Below are 12,274 nucleotides of genomic sequence, written 5' to 3'. Positions count from 1 at the left end.
CCTACATCACCGTGCCGATGTGCCAGGGGACGAACTCCTCCTCCCCGTACTCCATCGACTCGCTCTTGGTGGGCTCGCCCGACGCCACCGCCAGCACCCGGTCGAGGATCTCCGCACCGAGGTCCTCGACCGTCGTGGTGCCGTCCGCGATGCCGCCGGCGTTGATGTCCATGTCGTCGCTCATGTGCTCGTACAGCGGTGTGTTGGTGGCCAGTTTGAGGCTGGGCACCGGCGCGCAGCCGAAGGCCGAGCCGCGGCCCGTGGTGAAGCAGACGACGTTGGCGCCCCCGGCGACGATCCCGGTCACGGACACGGGGTCGTAGCCGGGGGTGTCCATGAAGACGAAGCCCGGTGTGGTCACGGGCGCGGCGTAGTCGACCACGTCGGCGAGGGTCGTGGTGCCGCCCTTGGCCACCGCTCCCAGGGACTTCTCCAGGATGGTGGTCAGCCCGCCGGCCTTGTTGCCGGGCGACGGGTTGTTGTCCATGGAGCCGCCGTTCTTCGCGGTGTACTCCCGCCACCAGTCGATGCGTTCGAGCAGTTTCCTGCCGACCTTCTCGGTGGCGGCGCGGCGCGCCAGCATGTGCTCGGTGCCGTAGATCTCGGGGGTCTCGCCGACGACACCTGTGCCGCCCTGGTGCACGAGCCGGTCGACGGCGTTGCCGAGCGCCGGGTTGGCGGTGAGGCCCGAGTAGGAGTCGGAGCCGCCGCAGTTGGTGCCGAGCACGATGCGGCTCGCGGGCAGCGTCGTACGCCGGGCGCGGTCCGCCTCGGGGAGCATCTCCGTGAGCCGTTCGACGCCCGCCGCCACGGTCTTCCGCGTACCGCCGATCTCCTGGATGGTGCTCGCGAAGACGGGCAGTCCGGGCCGTACGCCGACGCCTTCCGTGAGTTCCTTGATCTGGTTGTCCTCGCAGCCGAGCCCGAGGACGACGAAGCCGCCGAAGTTCGGATGGGTGAGGTAGCCGCGCATCACGCGCCGCAGCACCTCGATGCCCTCGCCGTCGGGTGCCATGCCGCAGCCCTGTCCGTGGGTGAGGGCGACGACTCCGTCGACGTGCGGGTAGTCGTCCAGGATTCCGGAGTACCGCATCTTCGCGGCGATCTGTTTCGCCGCTGTCGCCGAACAGTTGACGCTGGTGAGGACGCCCAGATAGTTGCGGGTGCCGACCTTGCCGTCGGAGCGCAGATAGCCCTGGAACGTGGCCTGTTCGGCCTCCGGGAGCACGGGTTCCGTCCGCGCGTCGGCGGCGAAGCTGTACTCCCTCTCGAATTCGCGGTAGCCGAGATTGTGCAGATGGACGTGTTCCCCGGGGGCGATGGGACGGTCCGCGAATCCGATGATCTGCCCGTAGCGCAGCACCGGTTCGCCTTCCCGGATCGCGCGCAGTGCGACCTTGTGGCCGCGGGGGACGGCGTCCCGTACGACCGGTCCGCCGGCTCCCGGGTCCGCCGTGCTGCCGGGTGCGATGTCGGTGGTGGCGATGGCGACGTCGTCGGAGGGCTGGAGTCGGATGACCGGTACGGTGTGCGGCTGCGTCATGGAGACCTCACGGCTGAGCGTCCGATGGGGCTGGGCGTCCGAAATGACCGGACTTCCGGGGCGACTGGGCGTCCGAAATGCCGAACCTGGTGCGAAATTCCGGCTCAACGTAGGTCCGGGCTGTGATCATGTCAACAGGCCCTGCGGGGCTGCCGGATGAGCGTCGTTACATCCGCCTTACACGCGGCGGGAATTCTGGCGGACGCTCCTTCGTCCTCAGGGGTAGAGCCGCGATATGGGGGTACTCCGCCCGTTCCGAGCGGCTTTGCGCAATGGCGCGCACGCGAAAGAGATCATGGCTCGGCGGGATCCGATGCGGCAGCCCGTACGTCACATCCCCGACGAGTCGGTCCTCTCCGTCGGAGGTGGGATGATTGGCCGGATTCAGAGCCCTCGCACAGCAGGTCCGCGACCCGGGCCGGGACGCGTCCCAGCGCCGTCAGGCGCTCCGCAAGTGTCTTGAACGCTTCGCACCGTACGGGCACCGCGCGACATGGCACCACCTGTGCGCGGGCGTCGGCATCGACCCCGACGACAGGGAGCCCGATCCGGTGCTGCTGGTCACGGCGTTGGACGAACTGGAGGAGGCCCGCACAGTCTGGCTCGCCTACGAGGCGGAGGTCAGGACCCGGCGCAGGCGGGAGAAGCGGGACGGGATCAGACAGCCGACGGAACTCGACGAATGGCACCGTCTGACCTGGGGCGGACGAGCCCTGCTGCCCTGTGACCCCTCGGCTCCGCCGACCCCGCGGCTGGCCGATGTGCTCCGCCGCATGATCGCCGCGATGGACGCCCACTCAAGTCTCGCGCTGCGGAAGGGGGCACGGTTCGGCGCGAACGCCAAGACCGTGGTCACCCCCTGAGACCGGTGCGAGGATTCGCCGTACGACCGACCGGCCCAGCCCATGCGTCACATCGGACGCGTGCGGCGTGAGCGTGAGGGAACTGACGGCGATGGCCCAGCTGCACGATCTGACAGCGACCGAGCAGGCGGAGGCGGTACGGGCGGGCACAGTCTCGCCCGTCGAGCTGACCGCGCACTATCTGGACCGCATCGAACGGCTGGACGCACAAGTGGGCGCGTTCATCACCGTGACACCCGAACTCGCCCGCAAGCAGGCGGCGGAGGCCGAGAACGAGGCGCTCGCCGCGCGCCACGAGGGCCGGGAACTGCCGCCGCTGCACGGCGTTCCCGTGCCCGTGAAGGACCTCAACCACGTGGCGGGAGTGCGCTGCACCTTCGGCTCCGCGGCCTTCGCCGACTACGTGCCCGAGACCGACGACCACATCGTCCGGCTGCTCCGCGACGGCGGCAGTCCCATGCCGGGCAAGACCAACACCCCCGAGTTCGGCCTCCCCTGTTACACCGAGAACGAGGTCGCCCCGCCCGCGCGCACCCCCTGGGACACGGACCGCTCGGCGGGAGGGTCGAGCGGCGGAGCGGCCGCCGCCGTCGCGGCCGGCCTCGCCCCCGTGGCGCAGGCCAGCGACGGCGGCGGTTCGATCCGCATCCCCGCGTCGGTCTGCGGCCTGTACGGCATCAAGCCCAGCCGCGGCCGGGTGAGTTCGGGCCCCGTCCTGCACGACGTGACCGGCCTGTCCACATCGGGACCGCTGGGCCGCACGGTGCTGGACACGGCCACCCTGCTGGACGTACTGGCCCGCCAGATGCCCGGCGACCCGTACGGCGCCCCGTCGCTGCCCGAGGGCGAGACCTTCCGGGCGTACGCGGATGCGGAGCGCGCCCCGGCACGGCTGCGTATCGCGCGGCTGACCCGGTCCGCCGTACCGGGTGTCGAAGTGCACCCCGAGTGCGAGGCGGCGTCCCTGGAGACCGCGGAACTGCTGCGCGGGCTGGGACACGAAGTGGAGGACCTCGAACTCCCGGCGAACGACCAGTTGCTGGGCGCCTTCACGAAGGTGTGGTCGGTGATGGCCGCCATGCGGCCGGTGCCGGAAGGCGGTGAGGAACTGCTGATGCCGCTGAGCCGCTATCTGCGGGAGCGCGGAAAGGACGTCCCGGGGCCGGAGTTCGCCCAGTCGCTGTACGCGCTGCGCGCCACCGCACAGCTCATCGCCGACGCGCTGATGGCACCGGGCACCGGCTACGACATGATCCTCTCCCCGACCCTCGCCCAGCTGCCCGCGCCGGTGGGCGGACTGCGCCACCCCGGCGACCCGCAGGCGGAGTTCGCCGGGCTGTCGCACTTCACCCCGTTCACCGCGCTCTACAACTCCACGGGCCAGCCTGCCGTGTCGCTGCCGCTGCACTGGACGGAGGGCGGGCTGCCGGTCGGCGTGATGCTCGCGGGACGGTACGGCGAGGATGCCCCGCTCATCGCGCTGTCCGCGCAACTGGAGGCGGCCCGCCCGTGGAGCGCGCGCAAGCCGTCCATGTGGTGACCGCCGGCCCGCCGACCGGTGCGGAACGGTGCGACGTGACGGGGCCGACGCGGCAGACGTGACGGGGCCGACGCGGCACGGGCGTTGACACCGGCGGGGCTCCGCGACAATGCTGACCAACCGCTTAGTATTTCGCACACGCGGGAGGTTGTACGGATGGCGGAGCCCCGGGTCTTCACCTCGACGGACGAACTGTCGGCGGCGGTCGGCGAGGAGTTGGGCGTCAGCGACTGGCTGGAGATCGACCAGAAGCGCATCGACCTGTTCGCGGACGCGACAGGCGACCACCAGTGGATCCATGTCGATCCGGAGCGCGCCGAGAGCGGCCCGTTCGGCACGACCATCGCGCACGGCTACCTGACGCTCTCTCTGCTGCCCTCGCTCGTGCCGCAGGTCATGCGCGTCGAGGGCGTCAAGATGGGCGTCAACTACGGCACCAACAAGGTGCGTTTCCCCTCCCCCGTGCCGGTCGGCTCGCGGGTACGGGCACGCGCCGAGCTGCAGGACGTCTCGGACGTCGGCGGCGGCGCCGTACAGGTCACCGCGAAGGTGACCATCGAACGCGAGGGCGGCGACAAGCCGGTGTGCGTCGCGGAGTCGGTGAGCCGCTACTTCTGGTGAGCCCCGCTGCGGCTAGTCCGTAGGTCCGGCCGCCGCCGCGCCCACCATGCGCAGGACGAGATCGGCGTACAGTGCGCCGATCTCGTCCGGTGTGCGCTGTCCCCGCGGGCTGAACCAGCGGGCGACGTCGATGCACAGCGACATCACCGCGAGCGACGTGCCCCGGATGTCCGGGATCGCGAACTCCCCCGCGGCGTCCCCCTCTTCGAGGATGCCGCGCAGGATCTCCTCGCTGCGCCGCCGGAGGGTGACGATCTGCGCGTAGTGCTCCTCGTTGAGCGCCGTCAGTTCGTACTGCACGACCCGCGCCGTCGTGTGGTGTTCGGCGTGCCAGCGCACGAAGGAACGCACCGCGGCGGTGAGCCGGACTGTGGCCGTTCCCTCGCCGCCGGCCGCCTCGCTCAGGATGCCGACCGAGCGCTCGTGGCCGACCCGGCTGATCTGGAAGAGCAGCTCTTCCTTGGTCTTGTAGTGGATGTACAGCGCCGCCGGGCTCATGCCGGCGCGGCCCGCGATGTCCCGGGTCGTCGTGGCGTGGAAGCCGCGCTCCGCGAACGCCTCGACCGCGCCGAGCAGCAGCCGCCGGGCGGCGTCCGGCGTGACCCCCGCGAACGAGTCGTCGGCCTGCGCCGTACCGGCTCCGCCTTCCGCACGGGGCTCCGTGTCAGCTGCCATCTCTCGCCCGCCCTTCCCGTCGACCGGGCGAACACCATACATCGCGTCCTGAGCGACTGCTTAGCGCTGCCCGCTCAGTGTCCGGCGTCCTACGATGTGGCGCATGGCCCGCCCGAGGAAGCCCCTGCTCAGCCGCGAACGGATAGTGCGCTGTGCGCTGGCGCTGGTGGACGCCGAGGGGCTGCAGGCGCTGTCCACCCGCAGGCTCGCCGCCGAACTCGGCGTGAGCGGCCCCTCCCTCTACAACCACTTCCGCACCAAGGACGAACTGCTCGACGCGGTCGCCGACGAGGTGAGCTCGCAGGTCGATCTGTCGATGTTCGAGGACGGTACCGACTGGCGGGAGGCCCTGCTGGCGTGGGGCCGCTCCTACCGCGCCGCGCTCCGGGCACACCCGCACATCGTGCCCCATCTCGCACAGGGCCCGGGGCGGCGGCCCAGCCAGCTGCGCATGGCCGACGCCGTGTTCGGCGCGATGACGGCCGCCGGCTGGCCGAAGGCGCACGCCACCCATATCGGCGCGCTCATGCGGTACTTCGTGGCGGGTTCGGCGCTCGGCTCGTTCGCCGGCGGCTTCATCGACGACGCGGCCGTGTACGGCTCCGCCTATCCGCACCTGGACGAGGCGCATCTGCTGGCGGACCGTCAGCGTCAGGTGGACGAGGGCGCGTTCGAGACGGGGCTGCACGCCCTGGTGGACGGGCTGGCGGCCCGCTATGCGGACCGCCTCGACCGCTGACGTCCTTCGGCCCGGCGTGCCGGGGCCGTCAGAAGACGATCAGCGCGCGTCCCCCGCGGCCCGCCGTCATCGCGTCGAACGCCGCCGGGATCCCGTCCAGCCCGATCCGCTCCGTCACCAGGGCGCCCAGGTCCAGTTCGCCGGCGCGTACGTGCTCGGCCAGTACGGGGACGTCCCGCGCCGGGTCGGAGTTGCCGTACACGCAGCCCGTCAGGGTGCGCGCGAAGTAGAAGATCTCCAGGGCGTTCAGCGTGACCTGCTGCTCCTTGCCGCCGATGCCGACGACGGTCGTACGGCCGCCGCGCCGCGTGGAGTTCCAGGCCGTGTGGATGGTGTCGCCGCGGCCCACGCACTCGATGGCGACGTCCGTGCCGAGCCCGCCGGTCAGCTTGCGGATCTCCTTGGCCGTCGTGTCGGAGGCGAGCACGTAGTCGGTGGCGCCCGCCGCGCGGGCCAGCTTCTCCTTCTCCGCGGACACGTCGACCGCGACGATCTTCTCGGCGCCCGCGATCCGGGCGGCCTGCAGGGTCGCCAGCCCGACGCCTCCGACACCGAACACGGCCACCGTCTCCCCCGCGCGCACGCGCGCGCTGTGGTGCACGGCGCCGTAACCGGTCAGCATCGCGCAGCCCAGCAGCGCCGCGTCGGTGAGCGGCACACCGTCCGGCAGCGGCAGCACGGCGTGCGCGGGGACGACGGTCTCCTCGGCGAACGCGGCGGTGGACAGCCCGGGGTACAGGTCGGCACCGGCGGCGTCGCGGGCGTACGGGACGGTGGTCGCGGCGTTGGCGTTGACGCACAGCCAGGGCTCGGACAGCCGGGCGCAGAAGTGGCACTCGCCGCAGGACGGCGCCCAGTTGAGGACGACAGGATCACCCGGGGCCACCGCGTCGACGCCCTCGCCGACGGAGACGACGGTCCCGGCGCCCTCGTGGCCGAGCACCGCCGGAACGGGCTGCTTGAGCGTGCCGTTGGAGAGCGACAGGTCGGAGTGGCAGACACCGGCGGCGGCCAGGCGTACGCGCACCTGGCCGGGGCCCGGCTCGGGCAGGTCGATCTCGGCGAGTTCGAGAGGTGCTCCGACGGCGGGCAGTACGGCGGCGCGGACCATGTGGGGCTCCGTGAGGTGCGGGCCGGCCCGGGGGCCGGGGCGGGTCCCGGTTCCGGTTCCGTGAACAGGAGGGCCGGGACAGGGCGGTCTGGGTGCGGCAACGCCCTTACGGATGCGGCGACTCGGCACCGGGACACGTACCCCCGGCGTCCGTACGGCCGTGTACCTGCACGCACTCCAAACTAGCGCCGCTAGTTTGAGGTGTCAGTACGCGTACCAGTGCCGTGGATCACGTCCGGCGTCCCGACTCACGTGTCCCCGGGGCCCGTTCCGGCGCGGGCCGCCGCGCCGGAGGCGCCCAGCAGCAGCGCGCCGAGCAGCACGAAGGGTGCCGCCGCGCCGGCCACGCCCGCCGCGAGACCCGCGCCCGCGGGGGCCGCCACCTGTCCGAGCCGGTTGCCGGTCAGCCGCAGCGCCAGCGCGGTGGACCGGGCACCGTCGGGTGCGGCCTGTACGACGGTGGTCATGGTGAGCGGCTGTCCGACACCGAGGCAGAAACCGAGCAGCAGCAGAGCAACTCCCAGCGCCCACACGGGAACCGGGACAGCCAGCAGGACGCACAGCGCTCCGGCGGCCAGACAGCTGACGACGAGCAGCACTTGGCGGCCCAGCCACTTCGCCATGGGCGGCAGGATGAGCCGGGACAGCACGGAGGCGCCGGCCCGCAGACTGAGCAGCACTCCGACGACAGCGGGGGCGATGTGCCGTTCCTCGCCGACGACGGGCAGATAGGCCGTCAGGACGTCGGTGGCCGACAGGACGGCCAGGCTGGTGAAGATGCCGGACGGTACGCCCTTCGCGCGCAGTATCTGCCCCACGGCGACCGGGCCGCCCTCGCCGACTGCCGCTTCCGCGCTCCGTGCGAGGGCCGCCGTGTCCTCGATGCGCCACAGGGACGCGTAGGCGCACAGGGCCAGCACTCCGGAGCCGAACAGGGCGAAGGCGCTGCCCTGTTCGCTGCCCGCGACGGCTCCGGCCCCGCCTGCCGCGCCGCCCTCTCCGCCGACCAGCCAGCCCGCCAGCAGCGGGCCGATGAGCTGGCCGAGGGAGGCGCCGATGGTGAAGTGGCCGAAGTTCCGGTCGTGTTCGCCGTCGGCGCTCTGCCGTGCGACGAGCGACTGGGCGCCGATGACGAAGGACAGGTGCCCGAGCCCCATCACCGCGCTCCATACGGCCAGCCAGACCAGGGAGTGCGCCGTGCCGGACAGTGCGCAGCCGGCGGCGATCAGGGCGACACCAATGGGCAGCAGCGGACCACAGCGCCCCCGGTCCGTGCGCCGCCCGAGGGGGACGGCGACGGCCAGGGGCAGCAGCGCGTAGACCGCGGTGACGACACCCACCGCGCGGGCGTCGGCGCCGAGCGCCAGCGCGTGGTACGAGACGGCGGGCCGCGCCATGGACACGGCGCCCTGCGCGAACGCGAAGGCGAGGACCAGGCGCAGCAGCCAACCGCGCGACGGCGCGGGCACGTTCACTTGATTCTCCTTGTGGGGGAAGGCCAGTTCACCACGCCGGCCCGCCTGTTCTGCCGGGGGCCCGGGGTTCCCCCGGCGCTTCCCCGGGGGCAAGTCCCCCGGGGAAGCGCGGTCACAGGATCCCGAAGAGCAGGCCCGCGCCGAGCACCACGAGGGAGGTGAGCGTGGCCCATTTGACGGTGAACTTGGTGTGGTCGCCGAACTCCACCTTGGCCATGCCGATCAGCACGTAGACGGCGGGGACCAGCGGGCTGGACATGTGCAGCGGCTGTCCGACGAGCGAGGCCCGGGCGATCTCGACGGGGCTGACACCGTGTGCGGCACCGGCCTCCGCGAGGATCGGCACGATGCCGAAGTAGAAGCCGTCGTTGGACATGAAGTACGTGAACGGGATGCTCAGAATGCCGGTGACCACGGTCATGTACGGGCCCAGGCCGTCCGGCAGGGCGTTGACCAGCGAGCGGGCCATCTGCTCGACCATGCCGCTCTCGGTGAGCACACCGGTGAAGACGGCCGCGGCGAAGACCATCCCGACGACGTTGAGGACGTTGTCGGCGTGTGCGGCGATCCGTTCCTTCTGCGCCTTGATCTGCGGGAAGTTGACGGTCAGCGCGATGGCGGCGCTGATCATGAACAGCACCTCGATCGGCATGAGCTGGGCGATCAGCAGGACGAGCAGCGTCACGGTCAGCAGCGCGTTGAACCAGTACAGCTTGGGCCGCAGTGTGGCGCGGTCCGGGGCGAGGCCCACCAGCTTGTCGTCATCGTCGTCGGCCGTGTCGCCGCCGCCGGTAGCGCCGCCGGCCGGGCCGGACTTCCGGTCGCCCGCCTTGCCGTTTCCGGCGCCCGCGCCGACGAGGACCTTCTCCTCCTCGGGCTGTTCGGCGTTCTCGTCGTGGACGGTCTCGTCGTGCAGGGTGAGGACGCCGACCCGGCGCCGTTCGCGCAGGCCGAGGATCCAGGCGAGACCGATCACGGCGAGGAGACCGACCAGGAGCGCGGGGATCATCGGGATGAAGATGTCGCCCGCGTCGAGCTTCAGCGCGGTCGCGGCACGCGCCGTCGGACCGCCCCAGGGCACGGTGTTCATGACGCCGTTGGCCGTCGCGGCGACGCCGGTCAGCACCAGGACGCTCATCTTGAGCCGGCGGTAGAGCGGCAGCATGGCCGAGACGGTGATCATGAACGTGGTCGAGCCGTCGCCGTCGAGCGAGACGATCGCGGCGAGCACGGCCGTACCGACGACCACCCGCATCGGGTCCGCTTTACAGAATTTGAGAATGCCCCGGACGATCGGGTCGAACAGCCCGACGTCGATCATCACCCCGAAGTAGATGATGGCGAACATCAGCATCGCGGCGGTGGGCGCGAGGTCACCGATGCCCGAGAGGATGTAGTCCCCCAGGTGCGCGCCCTTCCCCGCGATCACACAGAAGACCGCCGGGATGAGCACCAGGGCCGCCAGTGGCGACATCTTCTTCGACATGATCAATGCGAGGAATGTCGCAATCATGACGAAGCCGAGAATTGTCAGCATCGAAACCTCACGTTCGCCCTTGAACTCCTACTGCGGCTGGACGACCGTAGGCGGCGCGAAAACACGTCCACAAGGCTTGACGCCGTGAACAATACGAGCAAAACCCCAGTTCAGAGGCTTTCTCTTGATCCTCTCAAGGGGTGGGACGGATTTGCGGCGCGAGCACGTCGCACAACACCGCACGCGGCCGGGCCACTTCACCGGGCGATCAGGACCCGTCCCGGGGGCAGCCGTTGATCCTGCCGCCCGCGGCGTGGATCCGCACATACGTCCGCCACCAGGGGCGGACCCGTGGTGGCGGACGGTGGGCGGCGTTCCCCGCGGCCCGGCGCGGACGTCAGTCCTGGCGCGGGCGGCGGTCGCGCGCCTCGGGCAGCGGCAGCAGACGCCACAGGAGACGGACGAGCCGCGGAGAGCGACGGCGGTGTGCGGGCGGGGAGTTGTGGTGCGTGGAGATCTCGGCCTGGAGGAAGGGATCATTCATGGTTCGACCGTCCGCAGCCGCCGGGGGCCGGGCCACTCGGGAGCGGCTGAACGGACGGCGCACCTTCTTTCGGGTGACGGCGGGGCACACGCACTCCGGCGCGTGCGCCCATGCGCCCTCCCGTGTCCCCACGCACCGGGGGAACAACATCACCATGGACATCAACGAGCGCGAACCCAATGACCGGCTGCGTGCTCTGCTGCGCGACGCCGGGTGGACACAGGAGGGGCTGGCACGTGCCGTGAACGCGCTCGGCGGTGAGATCGGTGACGATCTGCGGTACGACCGCTCCGCCGTCGCGCACTGGCTCACCGGCACCGAGCCGCGCGGCCCCGTCCCGCAGCTCGTCGCCGAGGCGCTCTCCCGCAGGATGGGACGCACCGTCACCCCGCAGGAGGCGGGCTTCCGTTCGGACCCCGCGACGGACCGGCCCGAGGCGCCGGGCACCGACCCGCTGGAAGGCATCGCCGCGCTGCACCGGGCGGCCACCGGCACCTCCGGCAGGCCGCCGCTGCAACGGCGGCCGTACCGGGCAGCGGACGCGCAGGTGCCCCCGCGGCCGGTTCCCAGGCCGCCCGTCCCGCCGGGCCGCCGCGAGGACCCGGCGGAACGGACCTTCCCCTCGCCGCGCGTCGCGGCACTGGACGACGCGGTGCGCTTCTTCGCCACGGCCATCGACGCGCACGGCGGCCTGCACGCCCGTACGGCGCTGGCCGCCTATCTGGCCGACGACGTCGCCCCGCTGCTGCGCACCCCGATGGCGTCCGGCGAGCGCTCGCAGATCCTCGTCACCTCCAGCCGGCTCTGCATGCTGCTGGGCAGGATGTACGCGGACGGCCTCCAGCAGGGCGTCGCACAGCACTACTTCACGTACGCGCACCAGTTGGCCGGCGAGGCCGGTGACCAGGACGCCTGGGCGACGGTGCTGCGCATGATGAGCTCACAGGCGCGCCGTCTCGGGCACACCGCGGACGCGCTGCGGCTCGCCGAGGCGGCGGCAGAAGCGGTCACCTCGTCGGCCCCCGCACGCCGCGCCTTCGTCCACGCCCAACTGGCCGTCGTACAGGCCGAGGCCGGTGACGGCCACGCGGCCCGGGCCACGCTGGCGGCAGCGGAGAGCGCGGCCGGACAGGCGCCCCACGAGCCACACGTACCGGACACCCCGGACGCGCCGCCCGCGCCGGACAAGCAACCGGCCTCGCACGTACAGCAGTCGGCCACGCAGGAGTCGTCGCACGCGGAGCAGCAGGAGCCCTCCGCGGAGACCGGCACGGCTGCCGTACGACATACCGCCGACGGCCCCTTCGACACGTATCCGGCCGCCGCACTCTCCTTCCAGCGCTCCCTCGTGCTGGAGGCGCTGGGCGACATGCCCGGCGCGGCCTCCGCCCTGGAGCGCTCCCGTTCGCTGCGCGCGCCCTCCGACGTACGCGGCCGCGCCCTGTCCGAGGCGCGGCTCGGCCGGGTGCTGCTGCGCCAGGGACGGCTGGACGAGGCCTGCCACGCGTGGCACGGCTTCCTCGACCACCACGACAGGCTGAGCTCCGGCGAGGCCCGGCGGGAGCTGTACGAGGCGCGCCGCGCGCTGCGCCCGTACCGCACCCACCGTGCGGCAGCGCTGCTGCTGGAACGCGCCCGCCGGCACACCCTCTGACTCGTCCGCACCCGGACGCGCTCTCCCCCGGC

10 protein-coding genes and 1 pseudogene are annotated in these 12,274 nt (G+C 71.8%); 5 read left to right on the top strand and 6 right to left on the bottom strand.

Annotated features, from left to right (window positions below):
* Position 1: 1 nt before the first annotated feature.
* Positions 2–1,543 carry a UxaA family hydrolase gene (locus tag AC3AGO_RS27425; protein WP_487822906.1) on the bottom strand — a complete coding sequence of 514 codons (1,542 nt, stop codon included), beginning with the start codon at positions 1,541–1,543 and terminating at the stop codon, positions 2–4.
* A gap of 374 nt (positions 1,544–1,917) precedes the next feature.
* On the opposite strand from AC3AGO_RS27425, the pseudogene AC3AGO_RS27420 reads away from it, so the two are divergent.
* From AC3AGO_RS27420 to AC3AGO_RS27410, 3 genes and pseudogenes are all read left to right on the top strand, one after another.
* A pseudogene (locus AC3AGO_RS27420) lies at positions 1,918–2,337 on the top strand (hypothetical protein); the annotation flags it as partial.
* 160 nt (positions 2,338–2,497) lie between these two features.
* Positions 2,498–3,946, top strand: a complete 1,449-nt coding sequence (locus AC3AGO_RS27415) for an amidase (RefSeq protein ID WP_487824845.1) — start codon at positions 2,498–2,500, stop codon at positions 3,944–3,946.
* Positions 3,947–4,102: 156 nt separating this feature from the next.
* Complete coding sequence (locus AC3AGO_RS27410; RefSeq protein ID WP_487822905.1) at positions 4,103–4,567, top strand: MaoC family dehydratase; 465 nt, start codon at positions 4,103–4,105, stop codon at positions 4,565–4,567.
* A 12-nt stretch (positions 4,568–4,579) separates the two neighbouring features.
* Here the strand turns inward: AC3AGO_RS27410 and AC3AGO_RS27405 are convergent, their stop codons facing one another.
* A complete protein-coding gene (locus AC3AGO_RS27405) occupies positions 4,580–5,242 on the bottom strand; it encodes a TetR/AcrR family transcriptional regulator (protein ID WP_487822904.1) in 663 nt (220 codons plus the stop codon).
* 103 nt (positions 5,243–5,345) lie between these two features.
* Here AC3AGO_RS27405 and AC3AGO_RS27400 point away from each other — a divergent pair, with 103 nt between their 5' ends.
* Positions 5,346–5,981 (top strand): TetR/AcrR family transcriptional regulator, encoded by a 636-nt coding sequence (locus AC3AGO_RS27400; RefSeq protein ID WP_487822903.1) that lies wholly within the window; start codon positions 5,346–5,348, stop codon positions 5,979–5,981.
* Positions 5,982–6,009: 28 nt separating this feature from the next.
* On the opposite strand, the gene AC3AGO_RS27395 is transcribed toward AC3AGO_RS27400, so the two are convergent.
* From AC3AGO_RS27395 to AC3AGO_RS27380, 4 genes are all read right to left on the bottom strand, one after another.
* Positions 6,010–7,092: a Zn-dependent alcohol dehydrogenase gene (locus AC3AGO_RS27395; RefSeq protein ID WP_487822902.1), complete on the bottom strand. Its 1,083-nt coding sequence runs from the start codon at positions 7,090–7,092 to the stop codon at positions 6,010–6,012.
* A gap of 248 nt (positions 7,093–7,340) precedes the next feature.
* Positions 7,341–8,567 (bottom strand): MFS transporter, encoded by a 1,227-nt coding sequence (locus tag AC3AGO_RS27390; RefSeq protein WP_487822901.1) that lies wholly within the window; start codon positions 8,565–8,567, stop codon positions 7,341–7,343.
* Between the two features lie 112 nt (positions 8,568–8,679).
* Positions 8,680–10,104, bottom strand: coding sequence for a CitMHS family transporter (locus AC3AGO_RS27385; protein ID WP_487822900.1), 1,425 nt, complete (start codon positions 10,102–10,104; stop codon positions 8,680–8,682).
* 337 nt (positions 10,105–10,441) lie between these two features.
* A complete protein-coding gene (locus AC3AGO_RS27380; RefSeq protein ID WP_487822899.1) occupies positions 10,442–10,588 on the bottom strand; it encodes a hypothetical protein in 147 nt (48 codons plus the stop codon).
* 154 nt (positions 10,589–10,742) lie between these two features.
* On the opposite strand from AC3AGO_RS27380, the gene AC3AGO_RS27375 reads away from it, so the two are divergent.
* Positions 10,743–12,242 (top strand): NsdA family TPR-like regulatory protein, encoded by a 1,500-nt coding sequence (locus AC3AGO_RS27375; protein ID WP_487822898.1) that lies wholly within the window; start codon positions 10,743–10,745, stop codon positions 12,240–12,242.
* Positions 12,243–12,274 lie beyond the last annotated feature (32 nt).

The sequence above is a fragment of the Streptomyces sp. BL1 genome (assembly GCF_057628045.1).
Note: the sequence above shows the minus strand (reverse complement) of the source record. Positions and strands in the feature narration are given on the sequence as shown.